At 57.8% G+C, this 25,185-nt stretch carries 17 protein-coding genes and 1 tRNA gene; 9 read left to right on the plus strand and 9 right to left on the minus strand.

The features are described 5' to 3' along the window. Positions 1–260 precede the first annotated feature (260 nt). From ABIT76_10525 to galB, 5 genes are all read left to right on the plus strand, one after another. Complete coding sequence (locus ABIT76_10525; GenBank protein MEO7933581.1) at positions 261–6,977, plus strand: autotransporter-associated beta strand repeat-containing protein; 6,717 nt, start codon at positions 261–263, stop codon at positions 6,975–6,977. Positions 6,978–6,993: 16 nt separating this feature from the next. Then, positions 6,994–7,221: a DUF3185 domain-containing protein gene (locus ABIT76_10530; GenBank protein MEO7933582.1), complete on the plus strand. Its 228-nt coding sequence runs from the start codon at positions 6,994–6,996 to the stop codon at positions 7,219–7,221. 61 nt (positions 7,222–7,282) lie between these two features. After that, the gene (locus tag ABIT76_10535) at positions 7,283–8,032 is read left to right on the plus strand and encodes a hypothetical protein (GenBank protein ID MEO7933583.1); all 750 of its coding nucleotides are present in this window, start codon (positions 7,283–7,285) and stop codon (positions 8,030–8,032) included. 53 nt (positions 8,033–8,085) lie between these two features. After that, positions 8,086–8,169: transfer RNA gene (locus ABIT76_10540), tRNA-Leu, on the plus strand. A gap of 67 nt (positions 8,170–8,236) precedes the next feature. Beyond that, complete coding sequence (gene galB, locus ABIT76_10545; GenBank protein MEO7933584.1) at positions 8,237–10,825, plus strand: beta-galactosidase GalB; 2,589 nt, start codon at positions 8,237–8,239, stop codon at positions 10,823–10,825. 3 nt (positions 10,826–10,828) lie between these two features. On the opposite strand, the gene ABIT76_10550 is transcribed toward galB, so the two are convergent. The 7 genes from ABIT76_10550 to ABIT76_10580 all read right to left on the minus strand — a co-directional run bounded on the left by ABIT76_10550 (position 10,829) and on the right by ABIT76_10580 (position 19,503). Beyond that, positions 10,829–11,461, minus strand: a complete 633-nt coding sequence (locus tag ABIT76_10550; protein MEO7933585.1) for a hypothetical protein — start codon at positions 11,459–11,461, stop codon at positions 10,829–10,831. A gap of 45 nt (positions 11,462–11,506) precedes the next feature. Beyond that, a complete protein-coding gene (gene ppk1, locus ABIT76_10555) occupies positions 11,507–13,678 on the minus strand; it encodes a polyphosphate kinase 1 (protein ID MEO7933586.1) in 2,172 nt (723 codons plus the stop codon). Between the two features lie 121 nt (positions 13,679–13,799). Further along, entirely contained in the window at positions 13,800–14,273 is a 474-nt protein-coding gene (locus tag ABIT76_10560) for a cyclic nucleotide-binding domain-containing protein (protein MEO7933587.1), read from the minus strand. 13 nt (positions 14,274–14,286) lie between these two features. After that, entirely contained in the window at positions 14,287–16,137 is a 1,851-nt protein-coding gene (locus ABIT76_10565; protein ID MEO7933588.1) for a phosphoenolpyruvate carboxykinase (GTP), read from the minus strand. A gap of 139 nt (positions 16,138–16,276) precedes the next feature. Further along, the gene (locus ABIT76_10570) at positions 16,277–18,253 is read right to left on the minus strand and encodes an alkaline phosphatase (GenBank protein MEO7933589.1); all 1,977 of its coding nucleotides are present in this window, start codon (positions 18,251–18,253) and stop codon (positions 16,277–16,279) included. A gap of 94 nt (positions 18,254–18,347) precedes the next feature. Beyond that, entirely contained in the window at positions 18,348–18,929 is a 582-nt protein-coding gene (locus tag ABIT76_10575; GenBank protein MEO7933590.1) for a hypothetical protein, read from the minus strand. Between the two features lie 19 nt (positions 18,930–18,948). Beyond that, a complete protein-coding gene (locus ABIT76_10580; GenBank protein ID MEO7933591.1) occupies positions 18,949–19,503 on the minus strand; it encodes a PEP-CTERM sorting domain-containing protein in 555 nt (184 codons plus the stop codon). Positions 19,504–19,702: 199 nt separating this feature from the next. Here ABIT76_10580 and ABIT76_10585 point away from each other — a divergent pair, with 199 nt between their 5' ends. The 4 genes from ABIT76_10585 to sufD are packed head-to-tail and all read left to right on the plus strand — an operon-like array spanning position 19,703 to position 23,686. After that, a complete protein-coding gene (locus ABIT76_10585; GenBank protein MEO7933592.1) occupies positions 19,703–20,140 on the plus strand; it encodes a transcriptional repressor in 438 nt (145 codons plus the stop codon). An 8-nt stretch (positions 20,141–20,148) separates the two neighbouring features. Continuing rightward, entirely contained in the window at positions 20,149–20,922 is a 774-nt protein-coding gene (sufC, locus tag ABIT76_10590; GenBank protein ID MEO7933593.1) for a Fe-S cluster assembly ATPase SufC, read from the plus strand. Positions 20,923–20,942: 20 nt separating this feature from the next. Beyond that, the gene (gene sufB / locus ABIT76_10595) at positions 20,943–22,346 is read left to right on the plus strand and encodes a Fe-S cluster assembly protein SufB (protein MEO7933594.1); all 1,404 of its coding nucleotides are present in this window, start codon (positions 20,943–20,945) and stop codon (positions 22,344–22,346) included. Positions 22,347–22,396: 50 nt separating this feature from the next. Beyond that, positions 22,397–23,686, plus strand: a complete 1,290-nt coding sequence (gene sufD / locus ABIT76_10600; protein MEO7933595.1) for a Fe-S cluster assembly protein SufD — start codon at positions 22,397–22,399, stop codon at positions 23,684–23,686. A gap of 9 nt (positions 23,687–23,695) precedes the next feature. On the opposite strand, the gene mtgA is transcribed toward sufD, so the two are convergent. Continuing rightward, complete coding sequence (gene mtgA, locus ABIT76_10605) at positions 23,696–24,436, minus strand: monofunctional biosynthetic peptidoglycan transglycosylase (protein ID MEO7933596.1); 741 nt, start codon at positions 24,434–24,436, stop codon at positions 23,696–23,698. Between the two features lie 3 nt (positions 24,437–24,439). Further along, entirely contained in the window at positions 24,440–25,180 is a 741-nt protein-coding gene (locus tag ABIT76_10610) for a pyridoxine 5'-phosphate synthase (protein MEO7933597.1), read from the minus strand. Positions 25,181–25,185: the final 5 nt, after the last annotated feature.

Genomic DNA, 25,185 nt, shown 5'->3' on the forward strand with positions numbered 1-25,185 from the left:
CCACTCACGGTTGAGGGCAGCGACCGTTTCTCAAAATACGCCTGAAACCTCCTGAGAGATTTCAAAGTTGAGAAGGAAAAGAATTAATTTTCTTATCTTACAGAGGTAAGCAAAAAGAAAACACAGAATTTAACGCCTGTGGCATACATATTGCATGGATACGTTTAGAACAAATTTATCATGTTAATATGCTATCCATCCCAGTTCGGATTACCGGGCGCAAAAAATCAGCTTTAGCGCCTTGGCTGCTATTCGCTTGTTTGGGAATTTCATATTGGACACAAAGTCGAGCCGCCACCCTCACATGGACGGGAGCTGCGGGTAACGGGAGTATTTTTTCCTCCGGAAACTGGAATCCGGCCCAAGTGCCGGTGACAGGTGATGCGCTGATTTTTTCCGGCACTAGCAGTCTCGCCGCAGACGCGGGGAGCACCGCGCTCACTGTCGCCACACTCAACTTCGACGCCACGGCAGGCGCGTTTGTGCTCAATGGCACGAATACACTCAAACTCACCGCTGCCGGCGGTATCACGACTAGCAGCAGGACGGCAGAAACGCTCAACCCAAACATCCTTCTGGGAATTGCGCAAACATGGACCTCGAATACGAGCGGTAATCTGGTCATCAACGGCAGCGTCGCCAATGGTGGCTACCTGCTCACGTTGGCAGGTGCGGGACTGACCACTATCAACGGCATCATCAGCGGCTCGGGCGGCCTGACGAAAAGCTCCACGGGTGTGGGAACATTGCAACTCAACGGAGCCAATACGTATGCCGGCAACACCAGCCTCGGCTCCGGCCTCACGCAGATCGGAAATAACTCGGCTCTCGGCACGGGCATCCTGACCTTTGCCAGTTCCACCACAAAAATCGAGGCGATAGGCGGACCCAGAACTCTGGCGAATAATTACGTCTTCGGATCGACCCTCAATGTTCAAGGCGCGAACGACATCACTCTGAATGGCAGCGGGAGCTTCACCGCCACTCGCAAGATTTACATCAATGGCACGGGCATCTTCACTCTAAACGGCGCGATTTCCGGGACAGGCACACTTACCAAATATGGCACTGGCACGCTCGCTCTGGCGGGTGCTAACACACATACCGGTGGCGTTTCACTGGCTGCCGGGACTTTGATCGCAGCCAACAGCGGCGTCTTTGGCGCTGGTGCCATCAGCCTGGGCTCGGGCACTTTGCAGACTGCAGGCAACGCGCTGACTCTGGCCAACACGGTTTCATTAGGCGGCAATACCATCTTCGCAGGCAGCCAGAATATTACCTTCAGCGGTAACGCCACACTCACCGGGAGCCGCACTCTGACGAATAATTCCACAGGAACGGTGACCTATAACGGCGCAATCAGCGGCGGCGCTTATTATTTTTATAAAAAGGGCACCGGCACCTTCGCTTTTGGCGGCACCGCCGCAAATACCTTCACCGGCCTCACGAACATCTATGATGGTGGCCTGCTCCTCGGAAAAACAGCGGGAGTCAACGCCGTCGCAGGCGCCCTGCGCATCGGCGATGGAGTGGGTGCCGTCGGCAGCGCCTGGACGCAACTCAACGCCAGCAACCAGATTATCGACACCTCGGCGCTGACCATGTATGGCGACGGCGAACTGCGTTTGCTGTCCAACAATGAAACCATTGGGTCATTGACTACCTACGGCGGTTCCATTACCGGCAGCGGCACTTTGGGCTTGGGCGGCAATGTCACTTTCACTTCATCTGGAACCACACCCGCCACCATCGCTGCCAATCTCGCGCTCAATGCCGCGCGGACTTTCAGCATTGCCGATAACCCGAACGTGGCCATCGACATGTCGGTCAGCGGCGTCATTTCCGACGGTGCGAGTTCCAGTGCGATCACCAAGACCGGTTCCGGCACCATCGATCTCACGGGTGCCAATACGTTCTCCGGCGGGTTGAACGTCAACGCTGGCGTCCTCCAGGCGGGAGCAAACACCGCGCTTGGCACGACCGCTGTCAATCTGGGCGACACCACAGGAACAGCCACGGCCGGCCTCCTTTTCGACACCAGTTCAGGCCTCGCCATTTCCAACGCCATCACAGCGCGCACCGGCAGTTCCGGCACACTCACTCTGGGCGGGCTCAATACCAGTGGAGTGAACATTTTCGCCGGTGCGATCACACTCGCCCGGAGCATTAGCCTCACCGCCGCCGCCGGGGGCGAAGTCGATCTCAATGGAGCCATTAGTGGCGCGGGCGGCATCACCAAAATCGGCGCGGGCATCGTCAAACTCAACTCTGCAAACACCCACAGCGGTGCGACCGTCATCAACGCCGGCACCCTGCTGCTCGGTGCCAGCAATGCCCTCGGCGCTGGAGCCGTCACCGTCACGGCGGGCACATTGGACTTAGGTTCTAATCACTCGGCCACCGTCGGGGCCATCACCCTCACCAGCGGCTCGCTCCTCGGCACCGGCACCTCGACCCTCACCAGTGGCGCAGCCATGAGCGTGAGCAGCGGCACCATTTCGCTCAACCTCGCCGGCACCGGAGGTCTCACTAAATCCACCACCGGCGATGTCGTCGTGAGCGGAGCCAACATTTTTACCGGCACCAGCAGCATCACGGCAGGCAGCTTCACAGCCGGAGCCGCGAACGCCTTCTCGGCCAGTTCCGCCGTCACCGTTTCCACGGGTGCCACACTTGCCCTGCAAAATTTCAACAACACCATCGCCTCCCTGGCTGGCGCGGGAAGCGTCACCCTCGGCAGCGCCACTCTTACTACAGGCGGCAACAACACTTCCACCACATTTACCGGCGTCCTCAGCGGCAGCGGCGGACTCACCAAAACCGGCACCGGCGTTTTGGCATTGGGCGCGACCAATACTTACAGTGGTACCACTACGATCAACGGCGGCACCCTTCGTTTCGCTGTTAACAACGCCATCAACGCCAACAGTGCCGTGACTCTCGCCAGCGGCTCCGTCCTCGACCTGGCCAATTTCACCGGCAGCTTCGGCTCCATCGCAGGAGCGGGAAATATCACCCAAGGCAGCGGTGCGCTCAGCTTCGGCGGCGACAACTCCAGCACCACATTTTCCGGTGCATTGAGTGGCACGGGCGGCATCACCAAAGACGGCACCGGCACCACCACATTGACCGGAGCCAGCACCACGACTGGCGGCACCATTCTTTCCAATGGAAAAATCGTCCTTTCTGGAGCGACCGGCGTCCTGGCCACCACCAGCATTACCATCCGCACCGGAGCCACATTGGAGTTGAATAACACTGTCGCTGAAAACGGCAACCGCCTTGCCGATAACGCCGCCATTACTCTCAATGGCGGCTCGCTGCGGCTGCTTTCCGACAGCAACGGCACGCTGGAAAGTGCCGGCTTGCTCACCATCGCCTCGGGTGCCAGCGCGCTCGAAGTCGTCCACAACGGCAACCTCCTCACCAACACCCGGCTGACATTCACCAGCCTCGGCAGCATCGCCAGCGGAGCCAATGTGAATTTCACGGGCACCGGCGGCACCTTGGGAGACGCCTTCGGACCGCAGATTTACATCACCGGCCAAGCCAATGGATTGCTCGGGAGCTGGGCCACAGTGGGAGCCGATCCGGCGGAATACAGCACCTTCGGCATTCGCGCTTACGGCGATTATTATGAAGGCATTATCGGGTTGAACTACAACAGCACGGCCAAGATTGTTCGTCTCTCCGCCAGTACACTGTCCGCCGCTTTCACGCTCACCAACAGCGCACAGACCACCGATCTCGGACTCAATCTGACCAACATCGCCACGGTCGATCTCGGGAGTGATTCTAGTCGCACGTTGAATCTCCTCGGCGGCTCGCTCATCAAAAGCACCGCCACAGACACCGTCATCAACGGCTCTGGAGTGCTCACCGCCGGTGGTTCCTCCTCTGCCAGCCTCGCCATTTCCGTCAATCCCGGCAGCAGCCTCACCATTGCCTCCGTCATTGCCAATAATTCCGGCGGCACTGTTGGCCTGATCAAATCCGACTCCGGCGCGCTCACCTTGTCGGGGGCCAACACATTCACCGGCAACGTCACCCTCAATGGTGGCACGACGAATATTTCCACCGAGGCAAACCTGGGTGCGGCCGGAAATGACGTCACCTTCGGCGGCGGCACGCTGCATCTCACGGGCAGCTTCACTTCATCCAGCGGCAAAAGTTTCAGCATCATTTCCAGCCAGTCGGGTTCCATTGATATCGACGCGGCCCAGACCCTCACCCTGTCGAACACCAGCGGGGCATTGCAGACTGGGAACGCCGCCGCCACGCTCATCAAAACCGGCGCGGGCACGCTCATCGTGCAAAATGCCAACACCGCTTTCACCGGCACATTGCAGGTTAACCAAGGCCGCGCCGAGTTGCGCAATGCCCAGTCGCTCGCAGGCAGTGTCGCCCTCAACGGCGGCACCCTCGCGCTCGTGGCCAACACCTCCACCAGTTTTGGAAATACCCTGAACATCCTCTCCAGCAGCACGGTGCAAGTGGACCGACTCTCCGGCACCGGAGCCGTGACGCATTCCCTGGGCACCGTCAATCTCGGCGCATCCACCTGGACCATTTCCGGAGCCAATGCCGCGTCGCTCACGGTCGGCGCGGTCAATCTCGCTGGAGCGGGAATTTTCAATCCCACCACAGCCGACCTCACTACTGGCGCGATCGGCGGGTCTCAAAATCTCACAAAATCGGGTGCGGGCGTGCTCACGGTCAACGGTGTTAGCACTTACACGGGAGCGACACTGGTGAACACCGGCACACTGCGCCTTGGCGTAGCCGATGCATTGCCGACAACAACCGATCTCACCGTGTCCAGCGGAGCCGGTTTCGATCTGGCCGGGTTCAATGCCACAACGAATTCGTTGTCGGGAGCAGGCAGCGTCACTCTCGGCGGCGGCACGCTCAACACGGGCAGCAACACCTCGAGTTTCACTGGAATCATCAGCGGCTCCGGTGGCCTTACCAAAACCGGCAATGGCACGCTCACTCTCACCAGCCAAAGCACCTACACCGGCGCGACGAACATCAACTCCGGCACCTTGTTCCTCGGCGGAGCGAACCTTCTTCCCACCAGCACAAATCTCACCGTTGCGGGCGGAGCGACACTCCTCTTGAACGGAAACAACACCGCCGCCGCGTCTCTTTCTGGCGCGGGAATCGTCGTGCTCGGTGCTGGCAGCTTCACCACCGGCAGCAGTTCATCCACCTTCAGCGGGACTTTAAGCGGACTCGGCGGCTTCATCAAAACCGGCGCGGGCACGTTCACAATCAGCGGCGGGAGCACCTACTCGGGGGCGACCAGTCTCAACGCTGGCAGCGTGATCGTTCGCAACTCCGCGGCGCTCGGGGACGTTAGCGGCGGCATCGTTCTCGCCAGTGGAGCCGAACTTCAGTTGGAAAACGACATCGCGCTCGGAAAGGCGCTCACCACCAGCGGCACATTGCGCAACAACTCCGGTGCCAACATTTACAGCGGCAACGTGACTCTGGGCGGAAACAGCACCATCACCGCCGACGCGGGTTCCATCGAAATCAGCGGCGATCTCGCCTTGGCCGGAAACACACTCACTGTTTCTGGTTCCGCCGATAGCACGATTTTGGGCGTAATCAGCGGCGCAGGCTCAATCACCAAATCCGGCGCGGGCACGCTGATTTTCGGCGATGACAATACTTACAGCGGAGTCACATCGGTATCGTCTGGCACGCTGCAAATCGCTTCCGCCAGCGCCCTCGGCTCCACTGCTGCTGGCACGACGGTCGCGGGAGGCGCGACGCTCCTCATCGACGAAGCCGTCGGCGGCTTGAACGTCGCAGCCGAGGCTCTCAGCTTGAGCGGCAGTGGAACGCTGCGCAGCAACGCGGGACAAAACACGTGGAACGGAAACATTTCATTGGGCGCCAACAGCAGCATCCAAGTCGATGCCGACACCCTCACGCTGGCCGGAAACGTGACGGAATCGGGCGGCTCCCGCACCCTCATCAAAACCGGCGCAGGCACGCTCCTGATCGACGGACTCGCCAGTCAAACTGGCGGCACCAACATCACAGGCGGCAACCTCCAGTTGAATTCCTCGGATCGTCTTTTCCAGTCGGGAGCCCTCGTCATTTCCAGCGGAGCCACGTTCGACCTCGACGACAACGACCAAACCATCGGCGCTCTTTCCGGGTCGGGTTCCATTCAAATCGGGGTGAGCGCCACCAGCTCCGGCGGCGGCACTTTGACCGTGGGGAGTGGTGACGCCGACGCCACTTTCTCCGGCAGTATCGCCGGTGCAGGCGATCTCGAAAAGACCGGTGCTGGCACGCAGACGCTCGCGGCGGCAACCACTTTTACCGGCACCACCACGATCCATTCTGGCAGGCTGGAAGTTTCCGCCAACAACGCGCTCGGCGCTACGAATGCGATCGAAGTCAACTCTGGCGGCACCCTACTCCTGAGCGGTTCCAGCGCCACGAATCGCATCAACAACGCAGTCAGCATCACCCTCGACGGCGGCACTTTGGCACGGACCACGGGCAGCGAGGGCAGCGCCACCAGCCGCAGCAGCACCGGCGTTCTCACCGGGAGCAGCACCGTGGGTTTGGGTGTTCTCACGCTCACCGCCAACTCGACGATTGACTTTGGAAATGGGGCCTTTGGCACTCTGAGCTTCGCCGGTTTGGTGACGAACGGGTTTACGCTGAACATCCTCAACTACAGCCGCAACCTGAGCGGAGCCTCGCTCGACAATGCAAACGACCGCCTCATTTTCGACGAGTCGCAAAGCAGCAATCTCGCCAGGTTCAACTTCGGGAGTGGTTTCACCGCCACCCAAAACAGCCTCGGCAACGGCTACTACGAAGTCACGGTCGCGCCTGTGCCCGAGCCCTCGACCTGGCTGGGGGCAATGGGCATTTCTTCCATGGCGGTTGTGAGATTAATCAGGCAGCGGCGGCGATTGATACGTCCAGTCGCAGCTGGGTTGCGATAAATTTCTGATTAACCTTATGAAAACTCCCACTATTATCGGCATCATCCTTATCATCATCGGCATCGTCTCCCTGAGCATCGGTGGCTTCAGTGTCACCAAGCGCGAGAAAGTGCTCGATCTCGGTCCGCTCCAGGCTTCCGTGGATAAAAAAGAAAACTATCCGTTGCCGCCTTTGCTCGGTTACGCAGCACTTGCGGGTGGCATTGTGCTCGTAGCCGTGGGCGCAACGGGCCGCAAGGCTTGAGCGAGAGCTTTTCTCTCATAAAAAAGCATTGCGCAAAACGCAGCCAGTGGTTTTTTAACGGGTGAAAATATTTTCCGTCCTCGCCTTCTGCGCCTTCACCATTTCTGCCTTTGCCCAGGAGACCGCTTATCAGGCGCTTAACACGGTCGGCAAAGTCAAAGGCCAGCCGTTTCTCGATAACCTGCTGAGCTTGGAAGGACTCGAGGGGGGCAGCCAGCCAGCGAGCTGGCGCTTGACCTTCGAGGACAACACCTCGCGCTCTGGCTTTCGCGAAATGGAAGTGCGCGGTGGGCAGATTGTCAGCCAGCGCGCTCCGCTGAAAAGCCCGCATGGCAATGGAAGTCGGATCAACCTGGATCGACTGCAACTCGACTCAGACGGAGCCTTCACCGTCGCAGAGCGTGAGGCGGCGCGCGGCCATGTGAGCTTTGCGCGGACGAACTATTTCCTCGAAGCCGATGGCGAATCTGGCAATCCCATCTGGCGCGTGCAGTTGCTTGACACCACGGGCAACCCAGTGCAAACCCTCCGCATCTCCGCCGACAGCGGCAGCATGGTTCGCGCGAATGGCGAGGCCCCGGCCCGAGTCGCGCCCAACAGTGATTACGTGGAGGAAACCACCACCCGCGAAACCACGACCACCGTGGCGGATCAGCCCGACAGCGAGGGCGATTCCACGGAGTTGAAGATTCATCGCACCATGATCCGAACCGGACGCACGATCAAAAACAGCTTCAAGCACGTCGGGGGCTCGATTCAGGAAGTCTTCACCGGTCGCCGCACGGTGGACAAGGATCTTCCCGGTGAATAGGTGCTTGCAAACGGACTGAATCCCTCTATTTTCGCGGTCCACTCTCATAAAAAGCCGGCGTGGCGGAATTGGCAGACGCGCTAGACTCAAAATCTTGTATCCGTAAGGGTGTGTGGGTTCGACCCCCTCCGCCGGCATTTTAATTGCAGAATGGAATGGTGGATTTCGCAGCATCTTGGTTAAGATCGCCAAATTCGATCCCCCATGCGCATTTTCAACCTTCTAGTTGTTGCAGGTCTGGCCTGCCTGTCTTCTATTCATGCCTCCTCCAGTGAGCGCATCTCTCTCAACGCTGGCTGGCGTTTTCAAAAAGGTGATCCTTCCGGTGTCGGCGACGCGCTGAGTTACGACAAAATCAAGGACTGGCTGCTGCCCACGGGGAATTCGTTCACCAAACCCGAGGAAGCCAAAAAACGTCCCGATGGTAATCTCGGCGGCCAGATCGAATACACCCAGACTGGGTTCAACGACAGCGGCTGGCGGCAATTAAACCTCCCGCACGACTGGGGCATCGAAGGTCCTTTTGATCAGAGTCTTCCTGGCGAAACCGGCAAGCTCCCTTGGTCCGGCGTTGGCTGGTATCGCAAACATTTCCAAGTCGATGCCGAAAATATACCGGCGCAAAAATACTACCTCGATATCGACGGAGCCATGTCTTACTCCAGCGTTTGGTGCAATGGAAAATTCGTCGGTGGCTGGCCTTATGGTTACGCCTCCTACCGTCTCGACCTCACTCCTTATATCAAGTCTGGCACTGACAATGTGCTCGCGATTCGGTTGGATAACCCGCCGGAATCCTCCCGATGGTATCCCGGCGGCGGCATTTACCGAAACGTCTGGTTGGTGAAAACCCAGCCAGTGCATGTGGCCCAATGGGGCACCTTCGTGGATGCGAGCAGTTCCGACATCAAAGTGCAGACCACCTTGCGCAACGACTCAGCCGAGGAGGTGGTTTGCAGCCTGACTTCCACTGTGATGGACGCGGGAAAAGCCCACGGTGCAGTGACTGAGCCAACGATCAAGATCGCTGCCGGCGAGGAGAAAACCGTCTCCCAAACGATTCCCCTCGCCCGAGGTTCGGCCTTTGTGCGGCTGTGGTCGCTGAAGGATCCGTATCTCTACAAACTGGTCTCGCAAGTCACCAGCGACGGACGTTCTTTGGACATCTACGAGACCAACTTTGGCATCCGCAAAGTGGAGTTTACAGCGGACAAAGGTCTGCAGATCAATGGCCAGCAGGTTAAAATCCAAGGCGTCTGCCAGCATCACGATCTGGGAGCGCTTGGCAGTGCCATCAACGTGCGTGCCCTGGAGCGCCAAATCCAGATCCTCAAGGAAATGGGGTGCAACGCTATTCGCACCAGCCACAATCCACCTGCACCCGAATTGCTCGACCTCTGCGATCGAATGGGAATGCTCGTCATGGACGAGTTTGTTGATTGCTGGGTCAAGCAAAAGAAACCCAATGGCTACAACCAGATCTTTGCCGAGTGGGCCGAGCGGGATGTGCGCGCTTTCGTTCGCCGCGACCGCAATCATCCGTCGGTGATCCTCTGGAGCATCGGCAACGAAATCCCCGAGCAAAGCGCATCCGAGGGGCCAGCGATGGAGAAACAACTTTCCGCCTATGTTCGCATGGAGGATCCCACACGGCCCACGACCATCGGCGTGAGCGACACCAAGGGCGGTTATAATGGATTCCAGACCGGCGTGGATATTTTTGGCTACAACTACAAACCGGGCGAATACAAAAAATTCCGCGAGGCCAATCCGGCCATCCCGCTTTTTGGGAGCGAGACATCGTCCACGATCAGTTCGCGGGGCGAATATTTCTTTCCGGTGACCGACAAAAAAGGCGAGGGAAAATCGGACTTTCAGATGAGTTCCTACGACCTGTACGCGCCTGGCTGGGCGACACTGCCCGACTGGGAATTCAAGGGCCAGGACCAGAATCCATTTGTCGCAGGTGAGTTTGTATGGACGGGTTTCGATTACCTCGGAGAGCCCACTCCGTACAACGGCGACAGCACGAATTTACTAAATTATCACACGCCAGAGGCCAAGGCCGCAGCGGAAAAAGAACTGAAGGAAATGGGCAAAATCAAAGTCCCGTCTCGCAGTTCCTATTTCGGAATCGTGGACTTGGCGGGATTCAAAAAAGACCGGTTTTACCTCTATCAATCCCGCTGGAAGCCGGAGCTGCCGATGGCGCATATTCTTCCGCATTGGAATTGGACCGGACGCGAGGGCGAGGTCACCCCGGTGCATGTTTACACCTCGGGAGATGAGGCGGAGTTGTTCTTGAATGGAAAATCGCTCGGACGCAAAAAGAAGGCGGAGTTTGAATATCGCCTGCGCTGGGACGACGTAAAATACGAGGCTGGCGAGTTGAAGGTCGTCGCTTACAAAGGCGGCAAAGAGTGGGCGCGGGACATCGTGAAAACGACCGGCCCGGCGGCAAAACTTCTCCTCCAGCCGGATCGGACTGCGATCCAGGCGGACGGAAATGATTTGTCCTTCGTGACTCTCACCGTTGCCGACGCCGAGGGAAAGCTGGTGCCGCAAACGCACAACTCGATTCAATTTGAAGTCGAGGGCCCTGGTGAAATAGTGGCCACGGACAACGGCGACGCCACGGATCAGGTGGTGTTTTCCTCCCATGAACGCAAAGCCTTCAACGGCCTCGCGCTCGTCATCGTTCGCGCCCAGCCCGGCGCGGCGGAACCGATACGACTGCGAGCCAAATCAGAAGGTTTGCCAGTTGTGGAGACGATTCTAACTCCAGTGAAGTGAGGTTTACTTCTGCGCCGTGCGTTCGAGTTCGAGCAGGATCGCCTGTTCGGAGCGCGCCTCTGCGAGTTTGTCCGCGTAAGCCTTGGCATCGAGATTAAAAGCCGCGATGGCCTTGCTGTCGTTCTTCGGCAAAGCCTTGCGCTTGGCCGTCAGCGCGGCGAAATCGCTCTCCAGTTTTTTGAACGTCGCGCGGTTGCTGGCCAGCCGTTGCGGCAGAGTTAACATGGGAGTTGGCGCAGCGGTGGCTAGGGGAGTTGCAGTCGATTCAACGGGAGCTGGCGTGTAAATAGAGGCTTCCTCGTTGCGCGAATTTTTGACCTTGGCCGCCGCATCCCGCGCCCGTTGCATGGCGTTGTAAAATGGATCGTTCATCTTTTCCGGCTTGCCAGAGGCGTCCTTGGCTCCCGCTTTGGGCATCATAAAAAATGCGCCCACGAGGAAAGGCAGAGCCAGCAGGGTGAGGAGAAAACCCCGCTTCGTTTCCGCCCAATGTTTGATGAGGCAAACAATGTTCGCAAACGGAATGAAGATCACCGCCAGCCCCCAGCCCCAGTGGACGCGGAAAGCGTCGATGATAAAAGTCAGGCCGCCGAAAACCGCGAGAAAGCCGCCGATGATGATGAGGACAAAATACATAATGTCCTTATTCCAAGCAAAAATGGTGCCTGATGGCCGGTCGAGTTACAGTGTTCTCACCGTCGGAGCCTCGGTGCCGGGCGGGCGCTCCAGAGGAATGAGGCGCCGCGTGGTGGCCGGGCTGGCGGATGGTTTGACGGGTGCCAGGGTCCGTTCGCGCGCTTGTTTGCGGAAGAAAAGCTGGGCCTGGCCGGGCTTCTGGCCGGGAATGGGTTTGAGTCGAATGTAACTCCCATCGGGCTGCAACTCACGCGCCTTGATGCGGTCGTTGAGGAAGGCGGGAAGGATTTCGTCGATGATCTGGCTGCGCAGCGTGGGGTCCTCGACGGGAAAGCAGACCTCGACCCGGCGGTAGAAATTGCGCGGCATCCAGTCGGCGCTACCAAGATAGACGTCGGGTTTGCCGTTGTTGTCGAAATAGAAAATGCGGCTGTGCTCGAGGAAACGCCCGACGACGGAGATGACTCGGATATTTTCCGAGACGCCAGGCATGCCGGGGCGCAGGCAGCAGATACCGCGCACAATGAGGTCGATTTTGACCCCGGCGGTGGAGGCTTCGTAGAGGTGCTCGATGAGGTCCTCGTCCACGAGGGAATTGATCTTGATAATAATGCGACCCGGCTTGCCGGAGCGGGCGAGCCGGGTTTCGCGAACGATCATCGCCTTAAAGCGGGAGGCGAGATCGAACGGCGCGACCATGAGTTTTTTGAAGCCGGGATATTCGGCAAGGCCGGTGAGGGTGTTGAAGAGCGTGGCCATCTCGCCGGTGATCGCCGGGTTGGCGGTGAGCAGGCTGAGGTCGGTGTAAATACGGGCGGTGCGCGGGTGGTAATTGCCCGTGCCGAGGTGGGCGTAGTGGCGGATTTTGTCGGTGTCGCGCCGGACGACGAGGAGGATTTTGCAGTGAGTTTTGAGTCCGACGACGCCGTAAACGACGTGCGCGCCTGCTTCCTCGAGGCGGCGGGCCCAGAGGATGTTGTTGGCCTCGTCGAAGCGGGCTTTGAGCTCGACGAGAGCGGTGACTTGTTTTCCCCGTTTCGCGGCGTCCATCAATGCGCCCACGATCGGGCTGTCGCCGCTGGTGCGATAGAGAGTCATCTTGATGGCGAGGACTTTGGGGTCTTTGGCGGCGGCTTCGAGGAAACGGACGACGCTGTCGAAACTCTGATACGGATGATGTAAGAGGACGTCCTGTTTTTTCAGGACTGCGAACGGATCGGCGTGCCGTGGAAATGAGGCGTCGTAAGTCGGTGAAAATGGGCGGTCGCGGAGTCGGCCGAAAGCCTCGTTGAAGATGAGCGGATTGAGGTGGGTGAAACTGAGCGGGCCGTGAAATTTATAGAGATCGGTCTCGGTGAGTTGGAAGCGGCTGAGGAGGAGCGACTGAAAATCCGGGGGAATATCGGCCTCGACTTCGAGTCGAACGGCGTTGCCGCGTTTGGTTTTGCGAAGTTCCTCCTCGATCATGCGGAGGAGATTTTCGGATTCCTCCTCGTCGATGTAGAGGTCGCTGTTTCGAGTAATGCGGAAGGCGTGGACGCCCTCAATGGTGAGCCCGGGAAAAAGCTGGCCGATATGCGCCTTGATCAGATCGGCGAGGTAAATGTAATCCCACTGGTCGGCCTCGCGTTTGGTGTTGGGCAGTTGGATGAGGCGCGGGACGACGGTGGGAACGGTGACCACGGCGAAGAGCGGCTGCTTCTGGCGCGGCTTTTTGGCGCGAACGATGAGGTTGTGGCTTTTGTTGGTGACCTGGGGAAACGGATGGCTGGCGTCCACGGCTAGCGGCGTGAGTGTGGGAAGGACTTCAGTCTCGAAGTATTTGCGCGCCCATCTGGCTTTCGTGGGGGGGAGTTCGCGAACGGGCAGAAGCCGAATTTTTTGCGCGGCGAGGAGCGGGACCAGCTCGTTGTTCCAGAGGTCGTACTGGGTTTTGACGAATTCATGGGCCGTGGTTTGGATGCCTAGGAAAACTTCCGCCGGAGTGTGGTGGTCGGGTCCCATGTCATTCGACGCGCTTTCGATCTGCTGCTTGATGCCGGCGACGCGAATTTCAAAAAACTCATCCAAGTTGCTGGAGAAAATGCTCACAAATTTCAGCCGTTCCAGCAGGGGCTGCGAAGGATCCTGCGCCTCCTCCAGCACACGACGGTTAAACTCCAGCCAGCTCCATTCGCGGTTGATGAAGTTCTGCGGCTGGGAAAAACGTTGATCCATCACTTGAGGTTAACTATCTGGCGAATTGCCGCAAACCCGGAAATGTGACGTTTTTTACAAAGGGCCACGCCTACTCCACAAGCGTTCGAGGCCGCGGGCTGGATCGAAGTTGTAATCGCGACTACGAAATGGCTTTGTCGGAGGCCGGGGGGCAATTGACGAGCCTTTCGCGAGTTTTCTGAAGACGCCGGATGGTGACCGCGGCCATTCGGCGCAGGAGCTCGCAGCCAAGCGCGGTATTTTCCTCGAGCTGCGCCAGAAGCAGCGTAGCATAGAAAAAAATCGTCTCCGTTTCCCCGACGGCACGCGCGTCAAACTGCCAGAGACGCGGCTCGAACAGCCACGACCAGCCCAGGACATCACCGGCGCCGAGGGTTTCGATTTCCGCCGGGTTCCCGCTGCTCCCTCTGCTGGAAATGAGGACGTGGCCCGTGTTAATGAGATAAAATCGATTCGCAAGATCGCCCTGCTTCAGGATCAGCTCGCCGTCGGCGAACGTGCGTTGCATGGCAAAATCGGAGAGCAGATCGAGGTGCTCCGGCGCCAGCTCGGCAAGGAACGGGTGTTGGGCAATGGAAGAGCGGATGGGTTTCATAACATGAGAGGATTTAAAGTCGGCTGATGAGAAGTTCGCGCTGGAAGACAATTTCCTTCGGAAGATGGCTGTAGAGGCGCATGAAAAGCTCGTCTTGCAGGCTGAGTTCCCGATGCCATTCCGAGACATCGATCTTCTGTGCCTCCTCGAACCTTTCCGGTGGCATCTCGGTCTCCAGGCCGCGCAGGTCGAGGTCCTGATATTCCGGCACCCAGCCAATCGAAGTTTCCATGGCGTGCATCCCGAGCTGGCAACGCTGCACGATCCATTTCAGCACCCGCATGTTATCGCCGTAACCGGGCCAGAGGAATTTGCCAGCGGCATCCTTGCGGAACCAGTTCACGTGAAAAATGCGGGGAAGGTGCCGCACATGCCGCCGCATCTCCAGCCAGTGGGCAAAATATTCGCCCATGTTATAGCCGCAGAAAGGGAGCATCGCCATTGGATCGCGGCGCACTTCGCCCATGGTGCCAGCGGCTGCGGCGGTCATTTCCGAGCCCATCGTCGCTCCGAGATAGACCCCGTGCACCCAGTTGAAGGCTTGGAAAATGAGAGGCATCGTAGTGGCGCGCCGGCCGCCAAAAATCATCGCGCTCACGGGCACGCCCGCAGGATTTTCCCAGTCAGGATCAATGATCGGGCAATTCCGCGCCGGAGCGGTGAACCGGCTGTTCGCATGGCTGGTGAGAACGGCCTTGCCCGCCGCGTCGCGCATTTCCGGAGTCCAATCATTGCCGCGCCAGTCGATGAGGTGCGCGGGTGCGGTCCTCGTCATTCCCTCCCACCAGACATCGCCGTCGTCGGTGAGGGCAACATTGGTGAAAATGGTGTCCTTTTTGATGGATTCCATCGCCATGGGATTGCTCTCGTAGCTGGTGCCGGGGGCGACACCAAAGAAGCCCGCCTCAGGATTGATGGCGCGAAGATGACCATCCGGGCCGGGCTTGATCCAGGCGATGTCGTCACCGACACAACTCACAGACCAGCCCTCCTCGCGCAGGTGTTGAGGGGGAATGATCATGGCAAAATTCGTCTTGCCGCAGGCACTCGGAAAGGCGGCGGTCACGTAGGTTTTGCCGCCCTGCGGATCTTTGACTCCAAGGATGAGCATGTGCTCGGCCATCCAACCCTCGTCCCGCGCCATCGCGGAGGCGATGCGAAGAGCGAAACATTTCTTGCCCAAAAGCGCGTTGCCACCGTAGCCGGAACCGTAGCTCATGATCAGCCGATCCTCGGGAAAATGGGCAATGTAAGTGTCCTCGGGATTGCACGGCCAAGCCACATCCTGGGCACCAGACGCGAGCGGACTTCCAACGGAATGGAGACATTTCACGAAGGCACCCGTCTGGGTGATCTGATTGTAAACTGCGGTTCCCATGCGGGTCATGATGCGCATGTTGGCCACCACGTAGGGGCTGTCGGAGAGCTCGATCCCGTATTGTGCGATCGGTGAGCCAATCGGACCCATGCTGAAGGGAATCACGTAGAGAGTGCGGCCTGCCATGCAGCCTGCAAAGAGGACGTTGAGTTGGGTCTTCATCTCTGCGGGTGCCATCCAGTTATTGGTGGGACCGGCGTCTTTTTTCGATTTTGAGCAAATGAACGTGCGCTGCTCAACTCGGGCCACATCGCGGGCATCGCTGCGGACCAGCAGCGAGTTGGGGCGTTTGTCCGGGTTGAGCCAGAGACCAGCACCCGAGGCGACGATTTTCTCCCGCATGAGGCGATCCTCAGTCTCCGAGCCGTCGCACCAGTGAATATTCGCAGGCCGGGTGAATGCGGCAATTTCGTTTACCCAGGCGACCACGGCGGGCTGGTTGGGCGGAGTGCGGTTGAGTGCGGCAGGTGCGGTCGTGGTTTCCATGATTCACGTTATGACTGCCTGCTCGGGGTGGCTTTACAAAAATTGACAAAACCGCTGCTTTTCTTGCGAGTTAGATCGCAATCAGAGCCAAAAAAAACCCTCCGGGGTGGGACCGGAGGGTTTTCATGGGAGTTGGATTCTATTGTCCGTAATTCGGATCAATCGTGCTGAATTTGCTGGCGCGAACGGACAGCGCTTCGTCGAGGACCGAGGTGTCGTTGCTCAAGACTTTGGCGGCCTTGAAAAAGACATCGGTCTGGTCGAAGTAGCCGCTGAAGAGCAATGCACCAGGGCCGTCTGCCGTGATCGGGACGGAGGAGCCGGTGTGGTTGCCCGTGCGAAAACCGACGGCGAGTTTGTAGCGATTACTGTTGCCCGGCCAGTTGTTGGCGATTCCGCCCGTGCCGTAGTTGGACTCGACGTAGTTCGGAAAACCACCGACTTCGCCGACGTTGCTGCCACCGGCGATGTTCACTGTGGTGCTGCCGTTGACAGAGTCGTAGGCGGCGGCTGTGCGCGGATAAACTGAGGCACTGCGGGTATTCAGGACACTGTTGGAGACATTGGTGTCCGTCATGCCGACGATGCTCATCGATTGGTCATGATCGGCGGTGACGACGACGAGGGATTTCGTGTTCTTTACGGTGCCATTGCTGGTGCCGAAATTGCGACCGACGGCGACCGCCTTGTCGAGTTCGATCACATCCCAGATGCAACCGGCAGCCCAGTTGGAGTGCGATTGTTTGTCGATGGAGGCACCCTCGACCATGAGGATGAAGGGCGCGTTGTTTTTCGAGAGCACCTTGATCGCAGCGTCTGTCATTTCGTCTAACATCGGCTGATCGGTGTAGCCCTTCAGATTCTGCACACCTTCATCGCCGGGGCGGGTGAGGCCGAGCTTGTCGTAAGCGACACTCATGTTGCCGCTGGTGCTGTTGAATTCGGCGGTTTCAGAGCCCGTGGAGGTGAGGCCCGCGTCGGTGGTGCTCTTCACGGAGAAGAACAGGCCGAGGAGCTTGTCTGGCGGCGTGCCTCCGGTGCGAATGGCATTGAGTTCGGTGCGGTTGTGGGCATAGGAAAAGCCGGCAGACTGGAATTCGCTCACCAGATTGCGGGTGTCGCCGCTGTTGGTGGCATTGCGCAGGTCAAAGTGCTCGCGTCCACCGCCCAGGATAACGTCGAAGGCGGGACCGGGATTGATGCTGCCATCGAGAAACTGGGTGGCAATGTCGTAGGTCAGAGTGCGGGTCTGCACGTGGGAACCCTCGCCTGCGGGGGTGGCGTCGGTGATGTCGGCCGTGGAAACAATACCGGTCTTGTAGCCGTATTTGCGCTTAAGGTATTCCCAGAGAGTCTCGATGCGGGGGTTGTTTAACGCATAAAACTTGGTGCTCTGGATGGTGGCACCGCCGCTGCCTGCATTGTAGCGGAAGTCGTCATTATCTCCAAACACGCCGTGAGTGCCATCGGTGGTTTTATTGCCCGTGCACCAGGCGGAGGCCGTTGGCGAACTGTCAGGGACGATGCGCTCGATGTCATAGGTCATCACCATGCCGCTGGCGGGCATTGTGTCCATGCTCAGGAGTTGGTCGAAGAATCCCTCGCGAAAACGGTTGCCCGTGCTCTTGGCCACGATGCGGCCCGCATCGCGATAGGCGGTGCCCATGGCGTCGCCGATGAAAAGGATATAATTCTTTTTGGCAATGGCTCGTCCGCGCGCATCGGTGAAGCTGAAATCCTGCACGCCGATTTTTTGGGTGTAGGTGGCAGTGGCGTTTCCGTTGTCTGGATCAGTCACGGTGGCGACGATGGTGTGAACACCGGCTGTGAGGACACTCAGATTGCGGAAGGTCCACTCCTTGTCGTTGGTCGTGGTGTCGGCATCTACATTCGACTGCAAGTCGGATGGAACTGGCGTGCCGAAGTTCACAGGCGAGCCGTCGAGCGTGAAGCTGACAGTGGAGTTGGGTCCGAATTCAGTGGCTTCGACGCGGATGTCGAATTGCTGGTCGGTGAGGGCGCGGAATCTTTCGGGCAGGCGGATTTTGACGCTGGGAGCAGCGTAACCCACAGCCACAGAGGCGGCGATGGTGAGTGCGGTGATGAATTTTTTCATGGTTGATACAGTTGGGTTGGTTTCATTGCCGGGAACGACGCGAAGGCATCATTCCCGAGATTGGTTGGCTGGCTTGGGGCTTGGATGCGCGATGTTAGTCGCGGCCTGCCAGCACTTCGATGCGGGTGGCCAGCATGGGCAGCTTGATGCCCAGCCAGCGCAGAAATTCCTGCTTCGACTGGAAGCCATCCTGCGGCATCCCGATGTAGAAGAGCGCCGCATCCATCACGTGGGCTGTGTCGGGCTGCATGAGAATGGCGAGCCAGTTGTCGCGCACGGCGGGCTCGGCATAGTCGATGAGGTTTTTCTCGAAGCTAACAACCCGTGGCGCGTTCAGATTGCCCAGAGAGCTGATGATCGGCGCGCCCTCCCATTTGTCGGGATTTTCCACCACTATGGGCGACTGCCAGTCGTGAGTGTGTTTCCTGACGAGATGATGGGAAGTAAGGACCGAGCTGAACGGAGTCTCCACCAGCACCGTGCTGGTATGCAGACTGATGTGAGTGCCGCGCAGTCCCCACGTGTCTATGCGCTCCTCCTCCCCGCAGACGGAGCAATATCGGCTCGCGCCGGTGTGCTTCTCGATCCTCAGACCGAGAAACAACAGGACAGCGCAAAAAATGGCGGACACTGGGATGAGCCAGTTCTTAGTGAGACGACGAATGATCCGCGACATACCGGGTTGGATGCCAATGTTAGACGAGGCGGCGTTTGTGTTTGCAGGCCAGGACAAAACCCGTCGCGGCCAAGGCTAGAAAACCAACCGTCGATGGCTCTGGCACAGCGCTGACAGTCGCAGTGCCAGGCCCGGTGACATTGCCTGAAAACGTGCCGTAGTCGTCATTGGTCAGACCGGAGACAGCCAGCAGGTAGGTGCTGCCAACGGTGAGCGTTGTCGAAAAACTGGAGCCGAGGGTTGGATTGGAATCCAGCGTGTTATCGTTGGCGACGAGGAAATTAGCCTCGGGATCAGCCTGGTTGAAGGTTGGCGAGTAAAGTGTGATGAAAGTGTCCAACAGGGCTGGATTGCCAGCGACCACGTTGAAGTTATACAGCCCCGTCGTATTCACGGTGACTGAGAATAGACTGAACGGAACATTGGAGCCAAAGGCGCTGGGGCTGCCACTTTCAGTTGTGCGATTGTAGGTGTCCGAGGATGTAGTGTCGCCAGCAAACGAGGTGGCTTTTGCGTTAGAGAGGACCAGGGCAAGAGTCACGCAGGCGATGGTTAGGAAGCGGGTGTTTTTCATATTCGTCAAATGTTAGAAGTGGGTCGTTGGGCGGTTAAACGCTCACATCATCGCGAACGGACGGCGCCGGTCAAAAAGTCTATGGCAACGTTTCCGTGTCGCTAACATGACAAAAATGTGGCGATTGGTTTGCCTGAGAAAATGGCGCTTTATTTAGAATTATTCTTGATCTAATTCCAAGTTGAGGCATGGTGCAGACGTGTCTTCCGACGATCCCATCTACGACGAAAGTGTGGCCCAGGGCGGCTTCCGCCTGACCCGACAGCGGCGTGAAGTCTATGATGCGCTGCTCGATGTGCGCGACCATCCCACAGCTTCGGAAATTTTTCTGCGGGCCAAGAATCGTATGCCCTCCATCTCACTCGCCACGGTTTACAACAGCCTTGAGGCGCTGGTCGCCAGTGGCTTGGTGAAGCAGGTGAATCTTGATCGCGCGCCCACCCGCTACTGCCCCAACACCAAGGAACACGGCCATTTCTTTTGCGAGAAATGTCACGATGTCCAGGATGTGGAGTTGGTGCCGGGCCGTGATTCCAAACATTTCATCCTCCCCGACGGCTGCGTCATCACCCACCATGAGGTCTCCCTCAAAGGTCTCTGCCCCAAGTGCGCGAGCCCGGCTCCACTCCTTTCTTAAAAATCATCATGTCCACACTCAGCATTCGCAATCTACACGCCTGCATCGCCGGGCAGCCTGAAACTGAAATCCTTCGCGGCCTGACCCTCGATATTCCGAAGGGCCAAGTCCACGCCATTATGGGACCCAATGGCTCGGGAAAAAGCACACTGTCGAAAGTCCTGGCCGGTCATCTCGATTACACGGTGACGAGCGGGGAAGTCCTCATGAATGGCGTCTCCATTCTCGAGATGGAACCCGATGCACGCTCGCGTGCCGGCTTCTTTCTAGCCTTTCAATATCCCAATGAAATTCCCGGTGTTTCCAATGCCAACTTCCTCCGCGCGGCACTTCAAGCGCGTCTGCCGGAAGGTGAGGAACTGGATGCTACGGACTATTACAAGCGTCTCTATTCCAAAATGGACATGCTGGAGATGGACCGGAAATTTACCGCGCGTTCTGTGAACGAAGGTTTCTCCGGCGGCGAGAAAAAGCGAAACGAAATTTTGCAAATGGCCATGCTCGAACCAGAATTCGCTGTCTTGGATGAGACCGATTCCGGCCTCGATATCGATGCGCTTCGGATCGTCTCCAATGGCGTGAACGCCCTGCGCGGACCAGATCGCGGCATCCTTCTCATTACCCATTACCAGCGCCTGCTCGACTACATCATTCCCGATGTCGTGCATGTGATGGTGAAAGGCCGCCTCGTCAAAACCGGCGGCAAAGATCTCGCCCTCGAACTTGAGGAAAAAGGCTACGATTGGATTCGCGAGGAAAATCTGGAGCCCGCACTTTCCTAACTCAAACCCCACCGATCACCATGAGCACCACTGCCATTGATATTGACCGCGAGCTCGGCAATTTCACCTACGACGTCAAACCCTATCGCGACTCCGGTTTCGGTCTGAGTGCCGACACTGTCAATTACATCTCGGATGTGAAAAACGATCCCGACTGGGTTCGCGAATTTCGCCTGAAATCCCTGCAAACCTTTTTCGACAAACCCATGCCGACAAGCTGGGCGACGAAAGATTTGGATGCGATTGATTTCACAAAAATTCGCTACTATCTCAGCGCGCAGGAAAAAACCACCCGCTCCTGGGACGATGTGCCAGAGGACATTAAGAGGACTTTTGAGCGACTCGGTATTCCCGAGCAGGAACGGAAATTTTTGGCCGGAGTGGAAGCGCAATTCGACTCCGAGGCGGTTTATTCCAACGTCCAAAAGGTCGTCTCGGATCAGGGCGTAATTTTCACCGGCTCCACCGAAGGCTTGAAAGAGCATCCGGAAATTTTCCGGAAGTGGTTTGGCAAAGTCATCCCAACCGGAGACAATAAATTCTCCGCATTGAACAGCGCCGTCTTCTCTGGCGGCAGTTTTATTTATGTCCCACCGGGTGTGAAAGTGAAGCACCCGTTGCAGGCGTATTTTCGCATCAACTCCGAAAACTTTGGCCAGTTTGAGCGCACTCTCATTATTGTCGATGAAGGTGCCGAACTAACTTACATGGAAGGCTGCACCGCCCCGAAATTTACCACCGCCACACTGCACAGTGCGGTCGTAGAACTCGTCGCGATGAAGGGCGCGAAGATTCAATATATCACCGTCCAAAACTGGTCTCCGAATGTTTTCAATCTCGTCACCAAGCGCGGCATCGCCCACGAAGAGGCCGAGGTGAAATGGATCGATTGCAACATCGGCAGTCGGCTCACGATGAAATATCCTGGCGTCGTGATGAAGGGCCGCAAGGCTCGTGGCGAAGTGATTTCCATTGCGCTCGCCAACGACGGACAGCATCAGGACACCGGCGCAAAAATGATCCACGCAGCCGATGAGACGACTTCCAATGTAATCTCGAAATCGATCAGCGTGGGCAAAGGCCGCTCGACTTACCGCGGGATGGTCCACATTCCCAAGCACCTCAAAGGCTGCAAAAACAACACCGAGTGCGACGCGTTGCTCATCAACAGCACGAGCCGCACGGACACGTATCCGGCGATCACCGTTCGGGGCACGGGCAACGTCACGCAGCATGAGGCGAGTGTGAGCCAGGTCAGTGCCGAGCAGATTTTTTACATGCAACAGCGCGGCCTCACCGAAGGCCAAGCCATGTCTCTGAGCGTGAATGGATTCGTCAACGACCTCGTCCGTCAGTTCCCGATGGAATACAGCGTCGAACTCAAGCGCCTCATCGACATGGAGATGGAAGGCTCCGTCGGATAAAACCTAACCACCTGCCGAAGATGCTCCACGACGCACTCCTAGAAACGCCCATGGCTTCCTTGTTAGAGACACCATTCATCGACCCGACTGCGCCTGATTGGCTGCAAACGCTCCGCCAGCAAGCTTGGACTGATTTTCAAAACACGCCCGCTCCCAAGCGGAAAGATGAGGCGTGGCGTTTTGCAAATCTGAAAATGTTGGAGCTGGATCAGTATCAGCCAGCTTCCAAGATCGATCGCGAAACCGAGCAAAAAATTCTGGCGCAATCCACCGGGCTCAGCTCTGTTGCGGGCCGTCTGGTGTTTGCCAACGGCATCCTCCTGGCTAAGCAAAACTTGACTGCAGAACTTATCGCCCAAGGTGTGCAGTTTCTGAGTTTTGATGAAGCGGTGAATTTTGTTCCCGAGTTGATTCAGCAACATTTCATGACGCAAACTGTGGGACTCGGTTCCGCACGGCTTGCCGCTTTGCACAAAGCCAAGGTGAGCACTGGGACGGTGATCCATGTTCCGAAAAATGTGGAAATCGCCTTGCCGCTGGAAATTTTTCACTGGCTCGACGGGCAGAATTCCACGGTGTTTCCGCACACGCTGATCATCCTCGGCGACAACGCGAAACTTACCGTTTTGGAGCACTATCAATCGACTCAAAGTCAGACGGAAGGTCTAGCTTGCGCGGTGAATGATTTGATCCTCGGTGCGGGTGCCCGACTCACTTACGTGTCCGTCCAGGATTGGAGCGACCATGCGCGAAGTTTTCAAATCAACTCCACGGAACTCGCCCGCGATGCGCACGCGACTAACATGGTAGTGAATCTCGGTTCCAGCTACTCGCGTTACGAAAGCGCCAGCCGCATGCGTGGCCCGGGTGGTCGCAGCGACATGCTTGCGGTGAACGTGGCCACCGATCATCAGGAATACGACCAGCGCACTTTGCAGGATCACGCGCAGCCGCATTGTACTAGCGATCTGCTTTACAAAAACGCGCTGCTGGATTTTTCCCGCACCATTTTTGCAGGTCTCATCAGGGTCGAGGAGCACAGTCACAAAACCGATGCCTACCAGAAAGTGCGCAACCTCATCCTAAGTGATGACGCGGAGGCGAACTCCATGCCGGGATTGGAAATCCTGGCCGACGACGTGCGTTGCAGTCACGGTGCCACCAGCGGGCAACTCGAGCAGGACGAGGTTTTTTATCTACTCAGCCGCGGGATTCCAGAAGCGGCGGCCCGCAAATTACTCGTGATGGGATTTCTCAATGAAGCCATCAACCGACTTGAGAATGAGTCGATTGAAACTCATCTCAATTCGCTGATCGCGCAAAAATTCGCGACTCTGTAAAAATCCCAATCATAAGGGCCAGCGGGGGCTCTGGCGCAGTTTACGAATGATCCGACTTACATAGCGCTGGACCTTGGCCGTCGGGTGCAGCGGCGTGCGATCTCGTGGGTTCGGCAGCATCGCTGTGATCAGAGCTGCCTGCGAGGCGTTCAGTTTTTTTGAGGGAATATGCCAGTAATGCTGCGAGGCGGCCTCGATCCCGTAGAGGCCGTCGCCGGTTTCGATGACATTTATATAGAGCTCGAAGATACGGCGCTTGGTGAGCATCTTTTCCATGAGGATCGTGTAGTAGGCTTCCAAGGGTTTGCGCACCCAGGAACGACCCTGCCAGAGAAAGAGTGAGCGGGCGCATTGCATCGTAATCGTTGAAGCACCGCGAGTTGGTTTGCCCAAGCGTTCCGCGTCGGCAACTGCGTGATCGACCTCCACCCAGTCGAAGCCCTTGTGGGTAAAAAAACGCGCATCCTCTGTCTGCCAGACTGCTTTTAGAAAATACGGCGAGACGTTTTCCAGCCGCACCCAGCGTAGCGCAGGCACTGGAGCTGGACCCGAATGACGGCGGCCTTGAACGCGGCGGATGAGCATCAATGGAGTGTAACTCGGATCAAAATAACGCACCGCTAACACCTCGATCATCGGAAAGAAAATCAGGAATGCCAGTGTCCAGAGAAGCACGCGGACGATACGGCTCCCGCGTCTGGCAGGAGGCGACGATCGTTTCTCTCGAGCTGCTACAGAAGTGCGCGCCACGAGTCAGGACTCGTAGGATTCCATCGCGGTGAGCATCTCGCGCACGGCGGTTTCCAATCCGACGCTGATGCTCCGCGAAATGATGGAATGGCCGATGTTGAGTTCGTTCAGCCCCGGAATCTGGAGGATGCTAACGATATTCACGTAGTTGATGCCGTGGCCTGCATTGACGATAAGCTTTTTCTTTTGGGCCAGCCGCGCGGAATCAACCAGGCGTGCGAGTTCCTCTTTCTGCGCCTTGCCGATCGCATTCGCAAACGCACCGGTGTGCAACTCGACCATTTCCGCTCCCAACTCCGCAGCGGCCTCGATTTGGCGATGATCTGGATCGATGAAAAGACTGATGCGAATCCCGGCCGACTGCAGCCGTTTGATCGTTGGCTCCAAGGCCCGGCGATGACGCACCGCGTGGAGCCCGCCTTCTGTGGTGATTTCCTGCCGGTTTTCTGGCACCAGACACACGTCGTCCGGTTGAATCCGCAAGGCGATTTCGAGGATCTCCCGAGTGTTGCCCATTTCCAGATTGAGCTTAGTCACGATGCTCTGGCGGAGCTGGCGAACGTCCTCGTCCTGAATGTGGCGGCGGTCTGCCCGCAGATGCACGGTGATGCCGTGGGCACCGGCGCGTTCGCAGGCGGAGGCGGCTTCGAGCAGGCGCGGCTCGGCGTTGGGGTGCGTCTGCATTTGCGCGTAACGCGCCTGCCGCAGCGTGGCCACGTGGTCGATGTTGACGCCGAGTTTCATGGAAA

Source organism: Chthoniobacterales bacterium, from assembly GCA_039930045.1.
Taxonomy (GTDB): Bacteria; Verrucomicrobiota; Verrucomicrobiia; order Chthoniobacterales; family DASVRZ01; genus DASVRZ01.